The organism is Formosa bonchosmolovskayae (genome assembly GCF_051016085.1).
GTDB lineage: Bacteria > Bacteroidota > Bacteroidia > Flavobacteriales > Flavobacteriaceae > Formosa.
In genome coordinates this window covers 3,715,013-3,741,038 of record NZ_CP174605.1, presented here as the reverse complement: position 1 = coordinate 3,741,038, position 26,026 = coordinate 3,715,013, and the positions used below count along the sequence as shown (strand labels likewise).

Annotated in this window: 15 protein-coding genes; 11 read left to right on the top strand and 4 right to left on the bottom strand. The window is 35.6% G+C overall.

The window, feature by feature from the left end:
• The first annotated feature begins 3 nt into the window (after positions 1-3).
• Positions 4-2,970: a type I restriction endonuclease subunit R gene (locus ACKC83_RS16110; RefSeq protein ID WP_434036321.1), complete on the top strand. Its 2,967-nt coding sequence runs from the start codon at positions 4-6 to the stop codon at positions 2,968-2,970.
• A gap of 104 nt (positions 2,971-3,074) precedes the next feature.
• Positions 3,075-4,526: an HRDC domain-containing protein gene (locus ACKC83_RS16105; protein WP_434036320.1), complete on the top strand. Its 1,452-nt coding sequence runs from the start codon at positions 3,075-3,077 to the stop codon at positions 4,524-4,526.
• Between the two features lie 262 nt (positions 4,527-4,788).
• On the opposite strand, the gene ACKC83_RS16100 is transcribed toward ACKC83_RS16105, so the two are convergent.
• A complete protein-coding gene (locus ACKC83_RS16100) occupies positions 4,789-4,977 on the bottom strand; it encodes a rhodanese-like domain-containing protein (protein WP_434037794.1) in 189 nt (62 codons plus the stop codon).
• A gap of 70 nt (positions 4,978-5,047) precedes the next feature.
• On the opposite strand from ACKC83_RS16100, the gene ACKC83_RS16095 reads away from it, so the two are divergent.
• Positions 5,048-6,192, top strand: a protein-coding gene (locus tag ACKC83_RS16095; protein WP_434035893.1) for an IS3 family transposase whose coding sequence is annotated in 2 segments (ribosomal slippage) — positions 5,048-5,309 and positions 5,309-6,192 — 1,146 coding nt in all. Because the reading frame shifts where the segments join, the coding sequence is not laid out codon by codon here.
• Here the strand turns inward: ACKC83_RS16095 and ACKC83_RS16090 are convergent.
• The 3 genes from ACKC83_RS16090 to ACKC83_RS16080 form a co-directional block, all read right to left on the bottom strand.
• Positions 6,178-6,330 (bottom strand): hypothetical protein, encoded by a 153-nt coding sequence (locus ACKC83_RS16090; protein WP_434036319.1) that lies wholly within the window; start codon positions 6,328-6,330, stop codon positions 6,178-6,180. The two genes, ACKC83_RS16095 and ACKC83_RS16090, sit on opposite strands and share 15 nt — an antisense overlap.
• A 416-nt stretch (positions 6,331-6,746) precedes the next feature.
• Complete coding sequence (locus ACKC83_RS16085; RefSeq protein ID WP_434036318.1) at positions 6,747-7,250, bottom strand: YqiA/YcfP family alpha/beta fold hydrolase; 504 nt, start codon at positions 7,248-7,250, stop codon at positions 6,747-6,749.
• Positions 7,251-7,379: 129 nt separating this feature from the next.
• Positions 7,380-8,291 carry a helix-turn-helix transcriptional regulator gene (locus ACKC83_RS16080; protein ID WP_434036317.1) on the bottom strand — a complete coding sequence of 304 codons (912 nt, stop codon included), beginning with the start codon at positions 8,289-8,291 and terminating at the stop codon, positions 7,380-7,382.
• A 413-nt stretch (positions 8,292-8,704) separates the two neighbouring features.
• On the opposite strand from ACKC83_RS16080, the gene ACKC83_RS16075 reads away from it, so the two are divergent.
• The 8 genes from ACKC83_RS16075 to ACKC83_RS16040 all read left to right on the top strand — a co-directional run bounded on the left by ACKC83_RS16075 (position 8,705) and on the right by ACKC83_RS16040 (position 25,981).
• Positions 8,705-11,527, top strand: a complete 2,823-nt coding sequence (locus ACKC83_RS16075) for a triple tyrosine motif-containing protein (RefSeq protein ID WP_434036316.1) — start codon at positions 8,705-8,707, stop codon at positions 11,525-11,527.
• 231 nt (positions 11,528-11,758) lie between these two features.
• Positions 11,759-14,776: a SusC/RagA family TonB-linked outer membrane protein gene (locus ACKC83_RS16070; RefSeq protein ID WP_434036315.1), complete on the top strand. Its 3,018-nt coding sequence runs from the start codon at positions 11,759-11,761 to the stop codon at positions 14,774-14,776.
• Positions 14,777-14,787: 11 nt separating this feature from the next.
• The gene (locus ACKC83_RS16065; RefSeq protein ID WP_434036314.1) at positions 14,788-16,260 is read left to right on the top strand and encodes a RagB/SusD family nutrient uptake outer membrane protein; all 1,473 of its coding nucleotides are present in this window, start codon (positions 14,788-14,790) and stop codon (positions 16,258-16,260) included.
• A gap of 12 nt (positions 16,261-16,272) precedes the next feature.
• Positions 16,273-18,378: a hypothetical protein gene (locus ACKC83_RS16060; RefSeq protein WP_434036313.1), complete on the top strand. Its 2,106-nt coding sequence runs from the start codon at positions 16,273-16,275 to the stop codon at positions 18,376-18,378.
• A gap of 12 nt (positions 18,379-18,390) precedes the next feature.
• Positions 18,391-20,061, top strand: coding sequence for a family 16 glycosylhydrolase (locus tag ACKC83_RS16055; RefSeq protein ID WP_434036312.1), 1,671 nt, complete (start codon positions 18,391-18,393; stop codon positions 20,059-20,061).
• Between the two features lie 192 nt (positions 20,062-20,253).
• A complete protein-coding gene (locus ACKC83_RS16050) occupies positions 20,254-23,712 on the top strand; it encodes a hypothetical protein (protein WP_434036311.1) in 3,459 nt (1,152 codons plus the stop codon).
• Between the two features lie 6 nt (positions 23,713-23,718).
• On the top strand, positions 23,719-24,972 hold the full coding sequence (locus tag ACKC83_RS16045) for a glycosyl hydrolase family 17 protein (protein WP_434036310.1): 1,254 nt from the start codon (positions 23,719-23,721) through the stop codon (positions 24,970-24,972).
• 4 nt (positions 24,973-24,976) lie between these two features.
• Positions 24,977-25,981 (top strand): hypothetical protein, encoded by a 1,005-nt coding sequence (locus tag ACKC83_RS16040; protein WP_434036309.1) that lies wholly within the window; start codon positions 24,977-24,979, stop codon positions 25,979-25,981.
• Positions 25,982-26,026 lie beyond the last annotated feature (45 nt).

The window sequence follows — 26,026 nt, the reverse complement described above, 5'->3', positions numbered from 1 at the left end:
ATTATGAGCTTCAACGAACTAAACAGTGTAGAAAACTACATCATAAAACAGCTTACAGGTGTTAATTTAAATACAAACGAGGTTTCGGATGTTACTGGTTTATATAATACATTTTGGCAATATAAATCGCCACAAGAGTTAAATCGTTCTGTAAATGAGGTAATGTTAGAACAAGATTTAATTGCAGCGTTAATCCGTTTAAATCCAGAAATAGCTCAAAATCCAGATTTAGCAGATGAAGTAATTTATAAACTTCGTGCCATTTTAATTTCTGTACATCAAGTGGGTTTAGTTCGTGCCAACGAAGAGTTTTTTAGTTGGTTACAAGGCGATAAAACCATGCCTTTTGGAGTTAATAACCGCCATGTGCCTATAAGACTTATAGATTTCGAACATTTAGAAAATAATTCATATATAGCTACCACACAGTTTCGTATCCGTCATAGAGAAACTAAAATACCAGATATAGTATTGTTTATTAATGGAATTCCTGTAGGTGTTGGAGAAGCAAAAACACCAATTCGTCCAGCTATTAGTTGGTTGGATGGTGCTCATGAAGTTCATGATATTTATGAAAATTCAGTATCACAATTATTTGTGCCAAACATATTATCCTTTGCTACAGAGGGTAAAGAATTGTATTACGGTGCCGTTAGAACGCCTTTAGAGTTTTGGGCGCCTTGGCGATTAGAAAATGATGAAGATGCCATTGCAAAGCGTTTAGGTTTAGGTGAAGTAGGGAAGGAGTTGAATGATTTATTACACCCAAAACGTTTACTGGATATATTACAAAACTTTTCTTTGTTTACTACTAACAAAAAGAAACAACGGATAAAAGTGATTCCAAGATTTCAACAATACGAAGGTGCTAATAAAATTGTAGAGCGCGTTAAAGAAGGAAAAATTAAAAAAGGATTAATTTGGCATTTTCAAGGGTCTGGTAAATCTTTACTAATGGTTTTTGCCGCTCAGAAATTAAGACGAGAAAAGGATTTAAAGAGTCCGACGGTTATTGTGTTGGTTGATAGAACCGATTTAGATACGCAAATCACAGGGACCTTTAATGCAGCAGATATTTCTAATTTTCAAACTACGGATAGTATAACGGAATTACAAACGCTATTAGAACGAGATACAAGAAAGATTATCATTTCAACTATTTTCAAGTTTCGCGATGCGAAACCAAATATGAATACTAGAGATAATATCATTGTTTTGGTAGATGAAGCACACAGAACACAAGAAGGTGATTTAGGACGACAAATGCGTGCCGCATTACCAAATGCATTTTTATTTGGATTGACAGGAACACCAGTTAATAAAGCCGATAAAAATACGTTTTGGGCCTTTGGAGCAGAAGAAGATCAAGGTGGTTATATGTCCCGCTATACATTTCACGATTCCATTAGAGATAATGCTACATTGCCATTGCATTTTGAACCACGTTTAGTAGATGTACATGTAGATAAAGAAACTATAGATAAAGCATTTGAAGAGTTTAAAGAGAATAGTGCCTTAACCGATGAAGAAGCCGATGCTTTAAATAAGAAATCGGCAAAAATGTCTGCTTTTTTAAAGTCACCAGAGCGTGTGGCTAAAATTGTAGAGGATATATCTATTCATTTTAAAGATAAAGTGGCTCCTCATGGCTTTAAAGCCATGATTGTTACCCCCGATCGCTATGCCTGTGTGCAATATAAAGAAGAGTTAGATAAATACTTTCCTGAAGAAGCGAGTCGTGTTGTGATTTCAACATCTGCAAATGATGAATTGGAATTTAAACAAAAATGGGGTGTTGATAAAAGTCATCAAGAAAAAATTGTTGACGAGTTTAACGATGCACAATCAGATTTACAATTTATCATCGTTACAGCAAAACTATTAACAGGTTTTGACGCCCCTATTTTGCAAACGATGTATTTAGACAAATCTATAAAAGACCATACGTTATTGCAAGCTATTTGTAGAACCAATAGATTATTTCCTAATAAATCATTTGGTCGCATTGTAGATTACTTCGGTGTATTTGATGATGCAGCAAAGGCGTTACAGTTTGATGAAGAAAGTATTAAAACAGTAATTTCTAATTTAACAGAATTAAGAGATAAACTTCCTGTAGCGATGAAAGATTCATTATCTCATTTTGAAGGTGTAGATAGAACGCTTGGAGGTTTTGAAGGCTTAGAAGTAGCACAAAATGCCATTGGAGATAATGATAAGAAGGATGCCTTTGCCAAGGATTATAAATTTCTATCTAAAATCTGGGAGTCGTTATCTCCTGATCCTATTTTAAATGACTATCAAGACGATTACAAATGGCTATCGCAAGTTTTTGAATCGGTAAGACCTGCAGCAGATAACATAGGTAAACTTTTATGGTTTTCATTAGGAGCAGAAACTACAAAGTTGATGCATGAAAATACCCATGTTGGGGATATACATCATTTAGAAGAGTTTATTTTAGATGCTGATGTTATTGAAGATATTTTTAATAATCCAGATCCTAAAAACGCTAAAAAACTAGAAAAACTATTAATTAAACGCTTTAAAAAGCATGCTGGCGATCCCAAATTTAAATCATTAAGTGAACGGTTAGAGGCTTTACGAGATAAAGCAGAACAAGGATTGATTACTTCAATAGAGTTCGTAAAAGAGCTTTGCAAACTAGCAAAAGAAACGGTTGTAGCTGAAAAAGAATTACATGATCTTATAGTTGAAAAAACACCAAAAGCTGCACTTACAGAATTATTTGTTGAGTTAAAAGATGAAGAAACACCAGCAGTTGTTGAGCGTATAGTAGAAGATATAGATGCTATTGTTCGTGTTGTTCGTTTTCCTGGTTGGCAAAATACAAGTTCTGGGGAACGTGAGGTACAAAAGTCATTACGTAAGTCTCTTTATAAGTATAAATTGCATAAGGATCAAGTCTTGTTTGATCGGGCATATGCGTATATAAAAGAGTATTACTAATTTTATACAGTATCTAAATTACATATTGCTTCCCTTTTATTAGGCCATTAAAAAAAGAGATACAAAGTATGTTTTTATATTTAAACCACCCAAATAGTACCCAAATGCAATTAATAAATTCAGATTATAATTTTTCAATTTTTAAAAACCTATATCAGAAAATACCGCAAGAAGAATGCGACATTAACCAGTTAATAGAAATTATAAAATACGGATATCTTAAGAATGAGATTACACAATTACGTAACACTAAAGATAAGTCCGAAAGGAATAAACTTAAAACTACACAGTTACCTTGTGTAACTTTATCTGGTGTTTTTAAAGAACGCAATTCTAAAGGGTTAATAGAGCATATTGGGTTACTTCAGATAGATATCGACGACATCGCCAACTATAATGAGGTTTTTAATCAAGTAAAGCAGGATGAATATACCTATGTGGCGTTTAAAAGTCCAAGTGGTAATGGCCTAAAGGTAATTGTAAAAATAAATGAATCTGAAGAAACGCACTTAGAGCAGTTTTACGCTTTCGAAAAATATTACAAAGAAGAATATAACATTATCATAGATAAAGCCTGTAAAGATATCTCTAGATGTATGCTACTCTCTTACGATGAACACCTGTTTTGTAATCCGTTTTCAGATGTATTTCCGGAGCTTCATTTGCCACCAGTTAAAAAAGTACCCATTAAAGAATACCCGGTAAACGGAGCAATACATGTTACAGGTAATAAAGAAGTAGATGTTGTAGAGGCTATAGCTAAAGAAGTTGAAAATAATAGTTTAGACATTACCTCCACTTACGAAGAATGGTTAAGGGTAGGGTTTTCTTTATCATCCGTGTTGGGTGAATCTGGGCGAGAGTATTACCATAGATTATCAAAATACAACACCAATTATACCTATCAAGAAACAGATAAGAAATTCAATGTTTTATACAGCCGAAATAATGGAGCTATAGGTCTAGGAACTTTAATTTATATAGCAAAACAGTACGGTATACAAATTAAATACACTACACAACAGCAACCTACCAAGCCCAAAAAGATTACTCAATTAACCGATGCGCAATTAGAATATATTTTAAAAGAGAAACGTCTGCAATGGTCTAGAGAACATAATGCACCTGCATACCGCATGTTTAACGATAAATCTTTAGCCGATTTAATAGCGAAAAGACCTAAAACGAAAAGTGAACTTGAAAAAGTCTTTGGTTTCGGTTCCAAAAAAATAGAGGACATAGGCGAATTAATATTGAATCTAATTAATGATCCAAAAGAAATAGATAGCGTACCTAAAACACAAAGTTTTACGCTTACACAGCCCAAAGAAGAGGATTTACAATTGACCAAAGTATTAAAAGAATGGAGGTTTGATTTATCGATTAAGAAAGGCATTAAACCGTTCTGGATATTAAGAAATAGTTCTTTACAAGATATAGTAACTCTGAAACCCACAGCTACAAATCAATTATTTGAAATAAAAGGGATAAGTACAAAAACAGTGGAGCATTATGGGGAGGCTATAATTACAATCCTGAATGAGTTTAAATCCTAAGGTTTCTAAATTATATATTGTTTGATCACCGTGCTCCAGAAATAAATCCATTATTTAACCATAACGTCATCAAATGTATAGCCGTAATGTTTTATATAGATCGACATAACAGTTTTTTATTTGTTGTTTAAAATCTCCTACAGCTGTGGGCAATCCTATAATGATGGGATATAAAGATCTTACTTTTATATCGTTGTATATATACATATTACCGGGTATAGTTATGTGATAAAAAAGGAGTTGTATTATTTTTTATTTCCCCCTAAATTTTCCCCTGTAAACTGCTCCAGCCACCACCATTAACCGCGGTGAACCCATTGGCTGTAAGTACTTTTTTTGCTTGTGCACTTCTCATACCGCTTGCACAACAGGTGATAATTGTTTTTGATTTATTCAGTTTAGAACACGCTGTAGACACATGGTTTAAAGGCATATTTTGAGCCCCCTTAATATTGTAGCCTTCCCTAAAAATAGGACAGCATAAAATTCGAATTTACTAATTTTAAATTTTAAACTGTCACATGAAAAAAAGCAAATTTACCGAGACACAGATTGTGAAGATCCTAAAGGAGAATGAACAAGGAAGAAGCGTCCCTGAACTAGCCCGAGAACTAGGAATCGACAAGAGTACCATTTATTATTGGCGCAAGAAATATGGTGGCATGGAAGCGAGCCATTTAAAGCGACTAAAGGAACTTGAAGAAGAAAACCTTAAGCTTAAGCAAATGTATGCGGATGCTTCTCTTGATATTCGGATGCTAAAGGACGTATTATCAAAAAAGTTCTAAGACCTTCCGACAAACGATTTCGTGTCAAATATCTAATAAAACAGTACGAAGTGTCCGTTAAGCGCGCTTGTGGAGTTATTGGGTTGACACGCTCTATGTGGTATTACCAAAGGAAGAAAAATGACAAAGAAGTCATTGACAAGCTTTCTGAACTTGCCCAGCAATTGCCTACTAGAGGTTTTGACGAGTATTATAACCGAATCCGTCGCGAAGGTCATAAATGGAACAGAAAACGTGTTCTGAGAGTATATAGAAAAATGAAACTTAAACTAAGGCGTAAACACAAGAAACGTTTAGCAACAAGAGTCAAACAGCCTTTAGAAGCTCCAGTATCATTGAATATTTGTTGGAGTTTGGATTTTATGAGTGATGTTCTTAGTGATGGAAGAAAGGTTCGTGTGTTGAACGTTATAGATGATTGCAATCGAGAAGCATTACTGGTAGAAGCTGGATTGTCCTTTCCTGCCAGAGCAGTTGTAGAGGTCTTAGAGCAACTTAAAGAGGAAATAGGTGTTCCTAAGTACGTTAGATGTGATAATGGTCCTGAGTTTATATCAAAGACCTTTGCTAATTGGTGTGAAAGAAACTTTATCGAAATCAAGTATATTCAACCAGGCAAACCAATGCAGAATGGATATATTGAAAGATTTAATAGGCATTATAGGGAAGATATACTGGATGCTTATTATTTTGATGACATCTATCAGTTACAAAAGTTAAACAATCAATGGAAACTTGATTACAATAATAATCATCCGCATAAATCCTTGGGAAACAAATCCCCTGTAGAATTTATGCCCAGATTTGAAGATGAAATAAATTTAATCCCCAAATCCGAGCAAGAAAACAATTTTTTGTCGAATTTAGAGGTGTCCTAAAATGGGATAGGCTACAATATGACCTTGCTGAAATTCTGCTGTGGTGCGGACATCGAGTATGATGGCACCGTCTTTAACTAGTTGAGCATAATCTACTTTTGGTCCGAAACCGAAAAGCTGTTTAAGTGAATTGAACATATATTTAATGTGTTTACGATTGATAATAATTTATAATGCGTCAAGAGCCGGTATTACAACATGTAATACCTTGATTCTTTGATTAGTTGAGTGGTATTTAGATTATTCCGTGTTAGATTTTTCTTTTTAAAACCTATAAAATACTAATCCTCCCAACAAAGCACGGTCTGGAAGTCATGGCACAACTACCACTTATATCTCACAACATGATAATAGAAATAGCCTACAATGGTACCTAATAATAAACTGACTAGGGTGCGTTTGTGTTTCAAGTTACAAAGATGCGATATTGGTTTCGCTTTGGCTGTCACTTTTGTTACACTGGTTGTTTCGGTTGTCAACGTTCTAATCCGTGCAATTTTTAATTAAAATTTATAACCTGAAACGTGTTCTGCTATGCCTATTTTTAGATCGGATTATTTAAGCTGATTGTACTTACTAAAAAACAAATCCACCTCTTCTTTAAAAATGTCTAACGGAATGCGATGCTCTAAATCGTTTCGAAGATGGATGGTGTATTCTGGGTTACGACTTATGGTTTTACTCAGAAACTGGAGTGTTTCTGCAGGATTCACCTTCGTATCTGCTGTGCCCAGAACCAGATGTTTTAAAGCGCTTTTGTGATGTGGTGTTAGCTCTGGAGTGTTTTGGTGTACCGAGCGTTGTGCTAAAGCAGGATTAAACAGTAATGCAGGACATTGAAACTGATTAGATACATAATAGCCCACAAAACCACCCATACTGCTCCCTATAACCACGTGCATGTTGGACGTTTGATAGGTTGTAATGAGTTGGGTAATAGCATCTGGGTGGTTTTCGTAATCGATAGACGGCGCGAAAACGGTGCCGTAGTGTTCTAAAACCGCTCGTTTTTCGGCGTTTAAACTGCTGTTGAGTCCGTGGATGTATAAAATGTTCATATGTGATGTATTTTACAGTTAACTATTAAAAGGTAGATACAAATATGGACATAGACACTGACAAAACATGTCAGTCTAAAAATTATTTTAGTAAAAAGGGAATAGGATGAAATAGTGCCGACACGGTAATTAGGCTTTGTATTTTTTATAGATGGCCTCTATTTTAGACTTTATATGTTCGCGATACCACATAGGCTCTAGGACTTCGACTTCGAAACTCATTTTTAAGATTTGAGTGTCAAATTCGTAATTCGGTCTAATCTCATAGCTAATTTTAATAGCCTCTGGATTCTTGTCGTCTAAAATTACTTGAGAGTGGTGCAGGGGCAGGCTTTTTAAGTAGCGCATATGTTTTTGATCGGTTTGAATTATTATGCGTTCTTTAGGCGTTTCGTTTATGCGGACGCCCACAATATCTTTAAACTTATCCAATTCCTCTTGAAAGTCCTTTTTTTGCACGGTGGTGAGTTCGCCTTGCTGGATTTTAGAAAGTCTATCGATTCCAAAAATCCGTAGTTCGGTGGTACCTTCTATAACACCAATTACATACCAGCGCTTTAAATACTCTTTAACCATTAAGGGCGAGATGGTGTAGGCTTTTGCGGTGTCTTTATAATAGTTGTAATGGGTAAACGATAGTTTACAAGCTTGTTTAATAGCTATTAAAATAGGCTGTAAATTTTCAATACCTTTTAATTCGGGGGTCTCATCGAAATGCACATACTCCATTAGTTTTTTGTCGCCTCTTAATCCATCGGAAAACAGTTCGGCTAGGCTAACCAATTCTAAAAACCTAAAAAAGGAGGGAATATCGATACTCTCTTCTTTATTAATAAAATAGCCATTATGTACTCTGTTGTAAGTGATTTCGATACCAAAATCGGTTCTTAGCTTTTTTAAATCGCGGTGAAACGTTCGGTAGGACATTACGAGGTCGTATGTTTTTAGATAGTCGAAAATCTGATTTATGGAAGGGTAGTGCTTGTCTTTTATGAATTGCAGTATTTTAAGCGTGCGTTTGGATAAATGTGGATTATTCATTTGTACGTCAGTTATAAAGTTGATTGTAATTCACTCTCTTAAAAGTATAAATAAGATTTTAATCCGACAAGTATTGTTTTGTATTGCAGTTTTAAAGATTTAAAAATTAATAATAAGATTTTCAATCGTCATGATTCTACGGTTTAGCGTGTTTTGGTTTTTAACCATTCAATATAAGAGGACCTACACATTTAAATAGAGCACATTAAAACAGATGTATTATAAAACAGTACTATTTAGTAGGCGTTTATACTATCTTAAAAAGACGATGCTAACATGTGTTACAGCTTAAATGGATCTCAGTATAAAATTTATTAAAGGCAAAAAACATCACGCGTATTGGTGGGAGTAACATGTTGTTCATTGTTTATGTTTTTACTATATTACATTTTAAATAAACTAATACCTAACCCTTGAAATTACTTAAACTTTCGGTCTTATTTCTTCTATTACATGTTGTTATAAAACTTCAAGCTCAGGCTCAAGTTTTAGAGCATCCACCTATACAAGTATTTTCCCCTGTAGATTATGGTGCAGATAATCAAAATTGGTCTGTATCTCAGTCTAAAAGTAAAAATATTTATGTCGCTAATAATAAAGGTTTATTAGAGTTTAATGGCGCGAGTTGGGTTTTATATCCATCTCCAAACAACACCATTATTAGATCGGTTAGCGTAGATGAACATAGCATTTACACCGGTAGTTATAAGGCATTTGGATATTGGGAACCCAATCATTTAGGACGATTAGAATATGTGCCATTATCTGCCAATTTGAATATTTCTTTTTTAGAAGACGAAGATATATGGAACATAATCGCTATAGATGATTGGGTGTTATTTCAATCTTTAAATCGGATTTACATATACAATACAACCGATGCTTCAGTATCTATTATAAATTCGGATACCATAATTTATAAAATGATAAAGGTGAACAACAGTGTTTACTTTCAGCGCGTAAATGATGGGGTTTACGAAATTGTAAAAGGTGAGTCTAAGTTAATATCAGATCACCCTATTTTAAAACAAAATTTATTGGTTAATATTTTTAATCAAGATGGAAACATTTTGTTTCAAACAGAAGATAAAGGGTTTTATACATTTAAAGGAAGTGGTGATTTAATAAAATGGGATATACCTTCGGACGCTACCTTGTCTAATGTTAGGATTTATAGAAGTTTAAAACTGAAAGATAATAGTTTTTTGCTGGGAAGTATTTCGAAAGGAATTTATCATTTAAACGCCTCGGGAGAGATTATTCAACATTTAAATCAGAAGAATGGATTAAGTAATAATACCATACTTTCTGTGTTTGAAGATGCGGATCTTAATATTTGGCTGGGCTTAGAAAATGGTATAAACTGCGTTAATATTGATTCTCCTTTTACTATTTATAACGACATTACTGGAGAGTTAGGGGCTGTAAATACGTCTGTTTTACACCATGGTTTTTTGTATTTAGGAACAAATCAAGGATTGTTTTACAAAGAATTGGGTGTAGATTCTAGCTATCGATTTATTGAAGGTATGCAAGGTGCCACGTGGTGTTTAACCAAAATAGGGGAGACTTTATTTTGTGGTCATGATTCCGGCACGTTTGAGATTACAAAAAACACAAGCAAACGTATTGCAGATGTAAAAGGGACTTGGATTGTTAAACCCATAGGTCATGATTTAATATTACAAGGAAATTATAGTGGTTTGTATGTGCTTGAGAAGCAAAACGGACAGTGGCAATTAAGAAATAAAATAGACGGTTTTAACGTGTCTAGTAGGTTTATAGAATTTATAAATCCGAATCAGGTTTTTGTGAACCACGAGTATAAAGGTGTGTTTAAAATTACACTGGATTCTAATTTAACTAAAGCCACAGAAATAATAAAGGACCCATCTATAGAACAAGGCTTAAATTCGAGTCTTGTTACATACAATAACAAGTTGCTATTTACCAATAAAGGCGGTGTTTACGATTATGATTTTCAGCAACAAAAATTTGTACAAGACTCTGTATTGAGTGCATTTTTTACCGAAGAAGAATACTCTTCAGGTAAATTAATAGTCGATAAAACCAATCAAAGACTATGGTCGTTTTCTAAATCCGGGATTACCTACATGACACCGGGTAAATTAAGTGATCTACCAAAGGTTGAAAAAATCTCGCTTCCAAGTTTTGTGAGACATGATATTCCTGGTTACGAAAATATAACACATTTGTTTAAAAATAAATATTTGTATGGCAATGCGCTTGGTTACATGATTATAGATTTAGATAAGTTAGAGCATAAACCCTTTAAAATACATTTGAATACTATTTCGAACACCACTTCTAAGAATAATGATACCATTCATTTATACGATAAAAACACCTTTGTCACTTTTAAAAATAAAGAAAATAATATTGAATTCCGTTATAATATACCGGAGTACAAGAAATATTTAGTCCCTGAATTTCAATATAAATTAGACGGTATTTACGATGCTTGGAGCCCGTGGTTTAAAACATCGTCTGTATTGTTTGAAAATCTACCTTTTGGCGAATATACCTTTCAGGTGAGAGCGCGAATAGGAAAAACTGTTTCAGAAAATACAGAAACGTATAGTTTTGCCATTAATAGACCTTGGTATTTATCTAATGTCATGATTGCTAGTTATGTGCTATTTGTTTTACTGTTTTCATTGTTAATGCATAACATCTATAAACGCCATTATAAAAAACAACGTGAAAAATTACTACAAGATAATCAACGTGAACTCGTTTTAAAAGACTTGGAAAATAAGCAAAACCTTATGCGATTCAATAACGATAAGTTGCGTCAAGATATAGAAACTAAAAATAAAGAGTTGGGGATGTCTACCATGACATTAATTAAAAAGAATGAATTGTTGAGTAGTTTAAAAAGTGAACTACTAAAAGTTGAAACCACGGGAAATATAAAACCGGTCATTAAAATTATTGATAGTAATATTAATAATACAGACGATTGGCAAGTTTTTGAAGAAGCCTTTAATAATGCAGATAAAGACTTTTTAAAGACAATAAAATCGATACATCCAGAACTCACATCAAACGATTTAAGACTCTGTGCATATTTGCGTTTAAATCTATCATCTAAGGAAATTGCACCACTATTAAATATTTCGCCACGAAGTGTGGAAGTTAAACGGTATCGTTTGCGTAAAAAAATGAATTTACCTCACGAATCTAACCTTACCGATTACATTTTAGAGATGTAATAACCAATACAATCTACAAAATCACCCATACATTACCACAACATCTACTGTAATTCGCTTTTTATTAGTGGGTTATAGTATTTTAACAAAACCTTGGGAAAACGCCGTATAATTGATGTTTTGTTAAATAAAGACGGGTTTTTTTGCCATGTATGTTTTTTGTTGCGGTGTTATTTAGTAATTTTTTAATCATAAATGCTAGTTTTACCTTAAACAAAAAAACTAATTTTTATGAGACACACGTTATTTAAAATTTTAACCTTGTTCTTTATAACATTTGCTAGTGCACAGCATATAGATGTGTCAGGAACTGTTCAAGATGAAACTGGTTTTCCTATTCCAGGTGCTAACATCATAATTAAAGATACAAGTAAAGGAACCACTACAGATTTTGATGGTCACTTTACTTTAAACGCGGTTGAAATTGGTTCGACAATTTCTGTGAGTTATATAGGATATATAACTAAGGAAGTAGTGATTTCTAGTAGCGACGAATTAACCATTCAGTTGCAAGAAGATTTAGCACAGTTAGATGAGGTTATTGTAGTAGGTTACGGAACACAAAAGAAGAAAGACGTAACTGGTGCTGTAGCCATTGTAAATTCTGAAACTATTGAGGCATTAAGACCAGTTGATGCCGCTCAGGCTTTACAAGGAACTTCGGCAGGGGTTTCGGTGACTGCTCCTTCGGGTTCTCCAGGTGGAGGATTTAATATTTTAATTCGTGGTGTAAGTTCTAATGGAGATAATGGGCCTTTAGTTATAATAGATGGTTACAAAGGGGATTTAAATTCTATAAACCCTAGCGATATCGAAACGTTTTCAATATTAAAAGATGCGCAAGCTGCCATATATGGTATTGAAGGTGCGAATGGTGTGGTGTTAGTCACCACTAAATCCGGTAAGCGTAATGCTAAAGCAAGAATTAACTACGATGTGTATTCAGGTTTTCAAGAAACGACTCGCGAATTACCGTATTTAAATGCCACAGAATATGCGTTAATTTTAAACGAAAGTTATGCAGCTAATGGGCAAGCCTTACCGTTTCCTAATGTGAGTGATTTAGGTACGGGTGTAGATTGGCAAGATCAAATATTTAATTCGGCTCCAATTACAAATCATAATCTATCTGCAGCAGGTGGTGGAGAAAAAAGCACCTATTATTTCGGAGGATCTATTTTAGAGCAGGATGGTATTGTCGCTAGCGATAAGTCAAATTACACAAGAGCAAATGCGAAAATTAAATTAGCGTTCGATGTATTCGATAAACTTAAAGTCACCACTTCGGCAAACTACTTTAATAATAATAGAAAAACCATTGGAGAGAATGCATTAGGAACTCCTTTATTTAATGCCTTAAACTATGCACCAACGTATAGCATAGATCAGCAAGATACTTCAGGATTTTTAGGAAACGAAGTGGTAAATCCCATCTCTCAAATTGCAAATACCTATAATAAATATTCAGGAAGTTCTATTGAAGGAACCTTTCAGTTAGAGTACAAACCTATTGACGGATTAACTATAACGTCTCGTATTGGTGTAAAATCTTATAACGATAACGCCAAGGTATTTTCTCCTATAGTTAATTACGGATCTGGGAAAGTATTTAATACCGATAGAAGTACGGTTACTCAGACTAAAAACACAAACAACTCCTATACTTGGGATACGTTTGCTAATTACGAAAACACCTTTGGAGAAAACCATAATACGTCATTTACATTAGGTACCACGGCGCAACGTGCATGGGGAGATAATTTAAATGCCACAGGTTTTGATGTGCCAAATAACTCTTGGGAGTTTGCAGATATTTCTTTAGCGAACGGATTAAGTGAAGCCAAGTCGACTAGCTCTTACATTTACGATTCTAGATTGTCGTCTTATTTTGCAAGAGTACAATACGATTATAAAAGTAAGTATTTAATTTCAGGTATGATTCGTCGTGATGGGGCTTCAGATTTTTCTACAGACAATAGAATCGATTACTTCTCTTCGGCAACGGCAGGTTGGAAAATTTCTGATGAAGATTTCTTAAAAGATTCTAACACCATTAATTTTTTAAAGTTAAGAGCCAGTTATGGGGTGTTAGGAAATAATAATAACGGACAAGATTTATACCGATCGTTATTAACAGGTGAAGCGACTTATGTGTTCGACGGATCTTTAGTAACAGGAACAGCTAACGGAAGAATTCCAAATCCGGATGCGACATGGGAAACAGCCGAGAAATTAGATATTGGTTTGGATATTAATTTATTTAATAACAAACTAGAAGTTGTAGCCGATTATTTCGTGGAAGACCGAAACGATTTACTTATCCAAGACTTTCCAGTATCAGGTATTTTAGGAGGAGGTGCTCCAGGAGCAGGGTTACCAACTGTAAATGCAGGAACATCTAGAAATAAAGGGGTCGAGCTTTTCTTAAATTATAAACAAGCTGTTAACGATAATTTTTCTTTTGGAGTAAGTTATAATGTGACGCATATTAATAACGAAGTGATATCTGTAAGTAATGGTGTTGTTTCTGAAGGTGGTTCTTTTAGTGTTGGGCAACCTTTTATTTCGAGAATGGAAGTAGGACAACCTTTAGGGTATTTCTACGGACTTAAAACCGATGGGATTTTTCAAAATCAAGCAGAAGTCGATGCACATCCTACACAATCTGGTTTAGGCGCAACTGCCGCTCCAGGCGATATTCGTTTTGTAGATGTTAACGGTGACGGAGAAATTACTCTAGATGATAGAACGTATTTAGGGAAACCTCAACCAGATTATATCATGGGATTAAATTTAAATTTCGAATATAGAAACTTCGATTTTAGTAGTTATATGTATGCCGAATTAGGCAAAGAAACTGTTCGTAATTACGAGCGTGACCAACCTAATGTAAACAGACTGAATTTATATTTAGACAGATGGACCGGAGAAGGAACTAGTAATTCAGTACCAAGAGCAACAACAGGAGCGACTTCAAACAAATTATTCTCTGACTTTTATGTTGAAGATTCTGCGTTCTTAAGAATTCAGAATATACAATTAGGATATTCCTTATCAGACCAAGTGATTGATAAATTAGGGATTAGTAAATTCAGATTATATGTTTCTGTAAATAATGCATTTACACTTACAAAATATAACGGATACGACCCCGCTGCAACTAATGGTGATGCCATAGGTGGCGGAGTAGACTATGGTTTCTACCCAATTTCTAGACAATTCTTATTAGGCTTAAACCTATCCATCTAAAAAAAAGCAATATGAAAAAATATATAAACAAAATATCAGCAGGATTAGTTGCATGTCTATGTGTCTTTGCAATTCATTCGTGTAGCGATACTTACTTAGAAGAAGTCGATCGCTATAGTATCGATTCAGAAAGTTATTTCAATTCTGAAGACGATTATTATAATGCCTTAGTTGGTGCTTACGACTTATTACAATCTACTTATTTAAACGTCATCTTAGGCGAAATTGCTTCAGATAATACCGTTGCAGGAGGAGAAAGTGCGACCGATGTTGTGTCTTGGCAACAAGTAGATAAAATGATACATACACCTGTAAATAGTGAATTAAAAAATCTATGGGATTGGATGTATGCTGGAGTGAATAGAACTAATTTTATTTTAGAATTTCAAGATAAAACCGACTTCGACGGTAAAGAAATTATTATTGGAGAAACACGTTTTTTACGAGCATATTACTATTTCGAGCTTGTAAAATGGTTTGGACCAGTGCCGTTAAAAGAAACACGATTCGAGTTGGGAGACGAAACCGTACTACCACGTTCTCCAGTTGCCGATGTGTATGCTTTAATTGAAGCCGATTTAAATTATGCTATTGAACACTTAAATTATACCGCACCACAAACAGGTAGAGCGACAAAAGGATCTGCACAAGCGCTTTTAGGAAAAGCCTATTTATACCAAGAAAAATTCTCGGAAGCGACTACCGTTTTAGATAATCTTATTGCAAACGGACCGTATGACTTAGTAAGTGACTACGATAGCATTTTTGAAACAGACGGCGAAAATAATAGTGAATCTGTTTTCGAGGTGCAATATTCAGATGCCGAAGGTGCAGGATTCGAATGTTTAGTATGTAGTGAAGGAAATGTAGCTGTTGGTTTCAACGGAATTAGAAATTATACAGGACCTGTATTCGATTCTGGATTCAGTTTTAATTTACCAACGCAAGAAGTTGTAGACGAATTTGAAGACGGTGACTTACGAAAAGATGTTGCTATTCTGGATATCGTGGCATGGGCCGCTGCAAACGATGCGACTTACGGAGAAGGTAATGAACATACAGGCTATTACAACAGAAAATACATTGCTAGAAAAGGAGATTTAAATACAGGAGATCAAAACCTAACAAATCCCAACAACTACAGAGCCATTCGCTTTGCAGATGTGTTATTAATGGCTGCCGAAGCTTATAACCGTGGTGGCATTAGCGATGTAAAAGCACAAGAATATTTAAATAGAGTACGAGCAAGAGCTTTTGGTACAGCAAACGATGTTACAGCAACAGGAGCAACACTTACCGATGCTATTGCACACGAAAGACGTGTAGAACTTGTTGGAGAAGGTCATCGTTTTTTCGATTTAGTAAGAACAGGTAGAGGTTCGGAAATAGACGGATTTACAACAGGTAAAAACGAGGTATTTCCTATTCCAATAGAAGAAATTCAATTTTCTAATGGAAACTGGGAGCAAAATGCAAACTATTAAAACTAACACACTATGATGAAATTTATAAAATACGCATTCAGTTTAGCGGTTATTGCGCTTATAGCAATTGCGTGTACGGAAGACGATAATACCGATTACGTAAAGGATATTGCAGCGCCTACAGATGTATCCGCTTCAATTAGCGTAACGCAAGACAATACGGGCTTAGTAACTATTACGCCTATAGCAGAAGGCGCCGTGAGTTACGATGTCGGTTTTGGAGATGGTTCAGAAAATCAAGTTAATATTACCCCAGGAAAAGGTGCTTCGCATGTTTACAAAGAAGGTGTGTACGAGGCTACCATAACTGCAGTGTCTCTAAATGGTTTAACAACAGCGGCCACGCAGAGTGTTGTGGTGTCGTTTAAAACGCCTGAGAATTTAGTCGTGACTATTGAAAATGATGCGGCTATTTCTAAGCAAGTCAATCTGTCTGCAACAGCAGATTTTGCAACTGGATTTGAAGTGTATTTCGGAGAAAATCCAAGTGAAGAACCGGTGCCTTTAAATGTAGATGAAACGATTTCATACCAATATGAAGACGCAGGAACGTATACTATTAAAGTGGTGGCTATGAGTGCTGCCGCAGAAACTACAGAATATTCTGAAGCCTTTGAAGTAACGGCAATTCTTCAACCTTTAGAAGCTGCTCCAGTACCAATTAGAGCACAAGGTGATGTGATTTCAATTTACAGTGATTCTTATACTAATCCGGAATCTATAGATTACAACCCAAATTGGGGACAAACTACCACCTATACAGAAATTCAGGTTGGAGGGAATAATACCATTCAATATGGAGATATTACGTATCAAGGTATCGATTTTAGTGGCGCTCCTATTAATGCTTCAGCAATGGAATTTATTCATATTGATGTATGGACAGCCGAAGCAGATTTTAATGCCTTATTATTTCCTATTACGGCAACAGCAGACGGAACGACAAGTGAAACGCCTTACGATCTAGAATTAAAACAAGACCAATGGACCTCTTTCGATATTCCGCTTACTGCATTTACCGATGCAAATGGTTCATTAGATTTTTCAAATACCATACAATTTAAATTAGAAGGTGTGCCATCTGGAAGTGGTACACTATTTATCGACAATGTATTCTTTTATAAAGTGCCTTCAGGCATTGATACAGGTTTGGTTGGAACATGGAAAATGTCTTCTGCAGCAGGTGCATTAGGTGTTGGACCAGCGGTAGGTGATATTACATGGTGGAATTGTGATGACGCTTGTGTTATAGAACGTGCTTGTTATTACGATGATACGTATGTATTTAGCGAAGACGGAACATTTAAAAATGTAATGGGAGATGCTACTTGGGTAGAGGCTTGGCAAGGTGTTTCTGATGGTTGTGGAACGCCAATTGCACCACACGATGGATCTAATCCAGCGAGTTACACGTATAATGAAAACACAAATGAGATTACTATTAATGGTAAAGGTGCCTTTATAGGACTAGCAAAAGCTACGAATGAAGGTGAGTTAACAGATGCTTCCGAAACACCAAATTCCGTAACATATAAAGCCACTTTCTCAGATCCAAATACGATACAAGTGAGTATTGAAACCGGTACAGGTTCAGGTACATATTGGCAGTTTACTCTAGTTAGAGAGGGCGTAGTAAGCTCGCCGCTAACAGGAACTTGGCAACTGTCTGCCGATGCAGGTTCTTTAGGCGTTGGCCCTAGTATAGGTGATGTATCTTGGTGGAATTGCGACGATGCATGTGTTACAGAACGGGCATGTTTTTACGATGATGTTTATGTGTTTGGAGCAGATGGCTCATTTAAAAATGAGTTTGGAGGATCGACTTGGTTAGAACCTTGGCAAGGTGGTACTGATGGTTGCGGCACACCTATTGCGCCATTCGACGGTTCTATTGCAGCAACCTATATGTATAACGATGGTGTATTAACCATAGATGGTAAAGGATCATTCATTGGATTGGCAAAAGCAAATAACGAAGGTGAACTTTCGGATGCCGCTAATGCACCCGATTCTATTACTTACAACGTGACGTTTATAGATAACAATACACTACGTGTTACTGTAGAAACAGGAACAGGATCAGGAACATTCTGGCAATATAAATTGGTAAGAATATAAAAACTAAAAATTATGAAGAACATAAAATATTATATAGGACTTTTTCTTTCGTTTGCCTTTTTGCTTACAAGTTGCCAAGAAGACGATGTGTCCATAGGTGAAATTATGGCGCCATCTGCAGTGACTATATCTGCAGAAATACTAGGCGTAGATGCAGATAATCCTTACGGTGATGGGAGCGGTATTGTCGTTTTTACATCTACAGCGAATAACGAAATCACTTATCAATTCGATTTTGGAGATGGAAAAACAGGTGTTGCGCCGTCTGGTGTAACCGAACACCGTTTTACAACTACCGGTATTAATACTTATACTGTAGTGGTTAATGCTGTTGGAACAGGAGGTATTAAATCCAGTACCGCTATGGAGGTAGAGGTGTTTAGCTCGTTCTCTGATGTCGATGCAGAAAAATTAATGGCAGGAGAACTGGTAGGGGACTCTAAAACTTGGTATTGGGCAGCGAATATACCTTTACATGTAGGTTTAGGACCTATTGAAGACGATTATGGAAATGGTGAGTTTGCTTATGAAGCATGGTGGAATGCCATTCAACCTTGGGATGAAGAGAAATATTGTATGTATACTAATGAATTTGTATTTACACGTACAAGTGAGGGATTAACTTTTGAACAAACTGTAGGACCTGCTTTTGTTCCTGGTGCTTATGCCGACGAACTTGGTATTGATGGAGATACATGTCATGACGAAACTGTAGCGACAGATATGTTTGGTGTTAAAAACGTGTCTTTTTTACCATCGACTTCTAAGGCCGCTTTAGAAGGAAGTTATAACGATATGCCTTATAGAGGAACCGCTTTCGAAATATCTGATGGTGGATTTATGGGCTGGTACGTTGGAGCGAGTAGCTACGATATTATTTCAGTAACAGAAAACACATTACATGTTAGAATCATTCAGCCAGGATTTGGAGCGTGGTACCAAGTGTTTACGTCGAGTAAACCTGTTGAAGGTGAAGTTGATTTTGAATCCGAATTTAATGACTTAGTATGGTCAGATGAATTTGATACCGATGGCGCACCAGACGCTACAAACTGGACCTACGATTTAGGTGCAGGCGGTTGGGGAAACCAGGAAGTACAAACCTATACAGACGATGCTAGTAATGTTATTGTGGAAGATGGTTTGCTAAAGATTACAGCCATAAAAGATGGAAATGCATATACATCTTCAAGACTTAAATCTGAGGGGTTAAAAGCGTTTAAATACGGTCGTATCGAAGCGAAAGCAAAATTACCTGATGCTCAAGGTACGTGGCCAGCGATTTGGATGCTAGGTTCCAATTTTGAAACCGTGGGATGGCCCTTGTGTGGAGAAATAGATATCATGGAACAAACTGGATGGGATAAAAACACCTCACTAGGAACTTTCCATTGGTTTGAATCGAGCACAAATGCGAATGCGAGTTACGGCGAAACGTTAGCAGTAAGTGAAATGACATCGGAATTCCATTTGTATACATTAGAATGGACTGCGGAACACTTAATTATTCTAGTCGATAATATTCAAGTGGTAAAATTAGACAATAATGCAGATTTGCCATTTTATGATAAAGAATTCTTTATGATTTTAAATGTGGCCATGGGCGGTAGTTTAGGAGGAGATATTGATCCAGACTTTACTAGCGATTCCATGGAAATAGATTACGTAAGAGTTTACCAATAATATTGTTTGTAGTTTGTTTTTTTAAGGGGCAGTTAGCTTAATCACACTGCCCTTTACAAACAAAACAAGCATATACCAAAAACAAAATTTTAACCTAAAAAAGTGGTCTTTAATAAGCAGTACAATACTGGGGATTTTAAAAGGCTATATGGTGTTTAAATTTTTAAATAATACCAATATAATTCAAGATTAATGAAAAATACAATGCATAAAGAATCTAAGACAAGTAATAGTTTTAATACTACTAATTCCGACAAAAAACTAGTCACTCTTAATGGCGAAACATTTTATAAAATTTCGAATAGCGATAGCATGCGTCCGTTTTTTATGAGCATTGTTAGCGATTCCAACCATTGGATGTTTATTTCAAGTAATGGCGGATTAACTGCAGGACGTAAAAATGCAGAATCGGCGTTGTTTCCGTATTATACCGATGATAAGATCACGGAGTTAGCCGATATAACGGGAAGTAAAACCATCTTTCAAATCCATATAAAAGGGAAATCTATTATTTGGGAACCGTTTTCGGAAAGACAAACGGGATTATATAAAATCTCAAGACATGTTTATAAGAATAGCTATGGAAATAAAGTGGTATTCGAGGAGGTAAATCACGATTTAAAATTAACCTTTAAGTACGAGTGGAATTCTAGCAATCAATTCGGATTTGTAAAAAAATCTACACTAGAAAATCATTCAAAAAACACCATTAAAGTTACGGTTTTAGACGGACTTCAAAACCTATTGCCATCTGGAGTGACTTCAGCATTACAAAACAGCAGTAGTAATTTAGTAGATGCATATAAGAAAAGCGAATTGCAAACCGAAGTTGGTTTAGGAATTTTTGCATTAAGTGCAGTTATTGTCGATAAGGCCGAACCTAGCGAAGCTTTAAAAGCCAATATTGTATGGTCTTCTGGGATTAGTAATGCAACACATTTATTGTCTTCAAGACAACTAAATGCCTTTAGAACACACCAAACTATTACGGAAGAAATAGATGTTAAAGCCGAAAAAGGAGCTTACTTTATTTCATCTGATTTAGTTTTAGAATCCAATACATCAGAAAACTGGATGTTTGTTGCCAATGTAAATCAAACCATCTCAGATGTCGTTAAAGTTTCTGAACTTTTAAAACAAGAACCAAACATCGCAAGTATTATTCAAGAGGATATCGATGCCGGTACAAAACGTTTAATTGCATTGTCGGGTGCGGCAGATGGGTTACAAGTTACTGCAGACCCACTTATTAACATGAGACATTTTTCTAACACGCTTTTTAATATTATGCGTGGTGGAATTTTCGATGATAATTATCAGATAGAGAAAGCCGATTTTATTACATATCTGTCCAAAGCAAATAAACATGTTTTCAAACAAAACGAAAGCATTATAAACGAATTACCAGATGTATTTATACTAGACGACATAAAACGTATAGCAGAATTAAGTAACGATCGGGATTTTAAACGCCTATGTTTAGAATATTTACCACTTAAATTTAGTAGAAGACATGGAGATCCAAGCAGGCCTTGGAATAAATTTTCTATAAACACACAAAGTGAAGTAGACGGTTCTAAAATATTAGATTACGAAGGGAACTGGCGAGATATCTTCCAGAATTGGGAAGCTTTAGCACATGCGTATCCAGAGTTTATTGAGGGCATGATTCATAAATTCTTAAATGCCACGACGTTCGAAGGCTATAATCCTTATCGTGTGACTAAAAGTGGTTTTGATTGGGAAGTGATTGAAGAAGACGATCCATGGTCTTACATCGGGTATTGGGGAGATCACCAAATTATTTATCTCCTTAAATTTTTAGAATTTAGCGAAGATTATTATCCAGGAACTTTAGCAAAACGCTTTAATCAGGATGTGTTTGTATATGCTAACGTACCTTATAAAATCAAGTCGTATACAGACATTTTAAACAATCCGAAAGACACTATAGATTTCGATTATAAATTAAATACTGCGATAGACGAAAAACGTGCCGAATTAGGTGCAGATGGCGCTTTATTGGTAGACCAAAACGCGACCATTTATCGTGTTAATTTAATAGAGAAATTACTAGCTACCGTATTAGCAAAGGTGTCTAATTTTATTCCTGAAGGTGGTATTTGGTTAAATACACAACGCCCAGAATGGAACGATGCCAATAATGCTTTGGTAGGAAATGGTGTATCTATGGTTACGTTATATTACTTAAGACGTTTTCTAGACTTCTTTAAGGATTTAGTAGAGAAATCTGATGTAGAGCATACAGACATTTCTGAGGAGTTAGTCACGTTTTTCAAAGCCGTCGTGTCAACTTTAGAAGACAATAAAGGCATTCTTGCAGAGGGGGTTTCAGATAGAAATAGAAAAACCGTGTTAGACGGTTTAGGAACTGCAGGAAGTGTGTATAGAGAAACCATTTATAACTCTAGTTTTTCTAGTCAGAAAGCTTCAGTGACTAAATCAGAGTTACTAGATTTTATTACGATTACAACTACATATTTAGAACATAGTATCGATGCCAATAAGCGCGAAGATAATATGTATCATGCTTACAACTTAATGACGATTAAAAACGAGGATGAAGTATCTATTTCATACTTGTCGGAAATGTTAGAAGGTCAAGTTGCTGTGTTAAGTTCTAAGTATCTTTCGGCAACTCAAGCCTTAAGTTTATTAGATAGTTTAAAGCAAAGTGCGTTATTTAGAGCAGATCAATACAGTTACATTTTATATCCTAACAAAGACTTACCTCGATTTGATCAAAAAAATAATATTCCATCAGAAAGTGTAGAACAATCTAACTTATTAAAAACCTTAGTTCAAGATGGAAACAGACAGGTTATAGAACAAGATTTCTTAGGGAATTATCATTTTAATGGTGGTTTTAATAATGCAAAAAGTTTAGATGTTGCATTAGCAGAGTTAGATGAAAAATATAAAGCATTAGTAGAAGAAGATAGCGTATTAGTTTTACAAATATTCGAGGATATTTTCGATCATAAATCCTTTACTGGGCGTTCAGGAACCTTTTTTGGTTACGAAGGTTTAGGTTCTATTTACTGGCATATGGTTTCTAAATTGTTACTAGCGGTACAAGAGAATTGCTTATTGGCCATTAAACACCAAGAATCGGATGAAGTTATCGGTCGTCTTTTAGATCATTACTACGAAATCAATGCCGGTATAGGCGTACATAAATCACCCGAATTATATGGTGCCTTCCCAACAGATCCGTACTCGCATACACCAGCAACCAAAGGGGCACAACAACCTGGGATGACTGGGCAAGTTAAGGAAGATGTATTAAGTAGAGCAGGAGAATTAGGGGTGTTTGTAGAAGCGGGTAAAATTGTATTTAATCCACGGTTATTACAAACTAAAGAGTTTTTACAAGCAGCAGCATCGTTTAGTATAACTACTATTCAGAAAGAAAGTCAAACTATCGCACTTCAAGAAGGTGAATTAGGTTTTACATATTGTCAGGTGCCTGTGATTTATAAACGTGCTAAAACATCACATATTGAAGTTGTTTTTAACGACCATACACAGCGTGCTTTTGAAGGGAACACTTTAGATGATATTATTTCTAAATCCATTTTCGAACGTAAAGGACATGTCAATCATATTAAAGTTTTTGTAAATAAATAATAGCGCATGGGTAATCTAAAAACCTGTATAACACTTTTTATAGTTTGTATGATGTTAGGATGTAACAATAAAACTCAGATTGCGCAGGAATTATCGGCAGCAGCTATTTTAGGGAATCCAAAATACCTGGCTATGTCTTATGGCGGTTACCGTGAAACCACTCGCGATGTGCAACCTACTATGGCAGAATTGAAAGACGATTTGAAGATTCTTTCAGCCATGGGCATAAAAGTTTTACGGACCTATAATGTGCATTTAGATCAGGCGGCTAATCTGTTAAAAGCGATAAGTGAACTAAAAGCAACGGATCCAAGTTTTGAAATGTATGTGATGCTTGGCGTGTGGATAGATTGTAAAAATGCATTCAATTCCGCTAACGGCGAGCCAGACCATAGTCTAGAAAGTGAACGAAATGCTGTTGAGATAGAAACGGCTGTTCAGTTAACAAAAGCATATCCAGACATCGTTAAAATTATTGCAGTGGGTAATGAAGCCATGGTAAAATGGGCGACGAGTTATTACGTACAGCCGGGCGTGATTTTAAAATGGGTACATCATTTACAAGACTTAAAACAATCAGGAGAATTACCAACTGATTTATGGATTACAAGCTCAGACAATTTTGCGTCTTGGGGTGGAGGCGATGCCGAATACCATACAGAAGATTTAAATCAACTAATTAAAACTGTCGATTATATCTCTATGCATACCTACCCAATGCACGATACCCATTATCATCCTGTATTTTGGGGTGTTGAAGACAGTGAAGCAGATTTATCAGACGAAGAAAAGATTGAAGTTGCTATGGCACGCGCTAAAGCCTATGCCGTATCGCAATACGATAGTGTTTACAATTACATGACGAGTTTAGGCGTAAATAAGCCAATTCATATTGGAGAAACAGGTTGGGCGAGCGTGTCTAACGAATTGTATGGAGAAATGGGTTCCAAGGCTACAGACGAATATAAAGAAGCCTTGTATTACAAATCTATGCGAGACTGGACAAACGAAAATGGAATGTCTTGCTTTTATTTTGAAGCTTTCGACGAGCAGTGGAAAGATGCCAATAATCCCTTAGGTTCCGAAAATCATTTTGGCCTTATCAATTTAAATGGAGAAGCCAAATATGCTTTATGGGATTTAGTCGATCAAGGCGTTTTTGAAGGATTGACCAGAAATGGAAAGCCGATTACAAAAACTTTTGGAGGTAATAAAGTGGCTTTAATGGAAACCGTTGCAGTGCCACCAATTAAAAATTAACATTATGAAACACGCACTTATAATAATACTTCTTGCTGTTAGCTGTTACGGCTGTAAGCAAGAGTCGGTTGCTTCGCAGGTTACAATCTCTGGTCGACATTTACAGGTAAATGATGAAGCGTATACCATTAAAGGCATTTGTTATCATCCCGTACCACAAGGATCAGAACATAGAGACTTTAAGACTTTAAGTCAGGATTTAGCCTTAATGCAGGAAGCGGGAATAAATACCATTAGAACGTATGCACCTATAGATGATGAAGCTGTTTTAGATGAAATTGCGACCGCAGGATTAAAAGTTATTATCGGTTTTGGCTACGACCAAAAAGGGTTTTTCGATGTGTATTCTGGGAGCTTTATAGATTATGTAAATACCTATAAACATCATCCTGCTATTCTTATGTGGGAATTGGGGAACGAATATAATTATCATCCCGAATGGTTTAATGGCGATGTAAACAATTGGTATAAAGCCATGAATGCTGCTGCAGATTTAATTCATAAAAACGATTCCAATCACCCGGTGGCAACGGCACATGGCGAGTTGCCAGACGATATCGCATTATCACTTTCCCCTAACATAGATGTTTGGGGTATGAATGTGTACCGTTGGGATAATCCGGAAGAGATTTTTAGACAATGGACAGCAATAAGTGATAAGCCCATGTATATCTCTGAAGCTGGTGGCGATAGTTATATGACTATGGAAAGCGACGGCTTTAAGCAAGGAGAAAATCAGCACGCTCAAGCGCAAGCTAATGCTATGATTTTAGATAAAATCATTGAAAATCTAGATCTATGTGCAGGAGTCACTATGTTTTCATTCACAGATGGCTGGTGGAAAGCGGGGCATCCAGACCAACAAGATATTGGTGGTTGGGCGCCAAACAGTAGTGGCGTGCCTTACGATGGATCTCCGAACGAAGAATACTGGGGCATTGTAGATATCAATAGAAACAAAAAAGAAACTTTTACTGTTATAAAAGCAAAATACAATCAGATAAAATAATTGAGATATGAACAAACTAAACCTAGTAACCTTCTGTTTAATGAT

Bases quoted from the DNA above. Each gene is read 5' to 3' on its own strand.
- ACKC83_RS16040 (WP_434036309.1), top strand. From the start codon at position 24,977: ATGAAACACGCACTTATAATAATACTTCTTGCTGTTAGCTGTTACGGC.
- ACKC83_RS16070 (WP_434036315.1), top strand. From the start codon at position 11,759: ATGAGACACACGTTATTTAAAATTTTAACCTTGTTCTTTATAACATTT.
- ACKC83_RS16060 (WP_434036313.1), top strand. From the start codon at position 16,273: ATGATGAAATTTATAAAATACGCATTCAGTTTAGCGGTTATTGCGCTT.
- ACKC83_RS16045 (WP_434036310.1), top strand. From the start codon at position 23,719: ATGGGTAATCTAAAAACCTGTATAACACTTTTTATAGTTTGTATGATG.
- ACKC83_RS16050 (WP_434036311.1), top strand. From the start codon at position 20,254: ATGAAAAATACAATGCATAAAGAATCTAAGACAAGTAATAGTTTTAAT.
- ACKC83_RS16105 (WP_434036320.1), top strand. From the start codon at position 3,075: ATGCAATTAATAAATTCAGATTATAATTTTTCAATTTTTAAAAACCTA.
- ACKC83_RS16065 (WP_434036314.1), top strand. From the start codon at position 14,788: ATGAAAAAATATATAAACAAAATATCAGCAGGATTAGTTGCATGTCTA.
- ACKC83_RS16090 (WP_434036319.1), bottom strand. From the start codon at position 6,330: ATGTTCAATTCACTTAAACAGCTTTTCGGTTTCGGACCAAAAGTAGAT.
- ACKC83_RS16080 (WP_434036317.1), bottom strand. From the start codon at position 8,291: ATGAATAATCCACATTTATCCAAACGCACGCTTAAAATACTGCAATTC.
- ACKC83_RS16055 (WP_434036312.1), top strand. From the start codon at position 18,391: ATGAAGAACATAAAATATTATATAGGACTTTTTCTTTCGTTTGCCTTT.
- ACKC83_RS16110 (WP_434036321.1), top strand. From the start codon at position 4: ATGAGCTTCAACGAACTAAACAGTGTAGAAAACTACATCATAAAACAG.
- ACKC83_RS16085 (WP_434036318.1), bottom strand. From the start codon at position 7,250: ATGAACATTTTATACATCCACGGACTCAACAGCAGTTTAAACGCCGAA.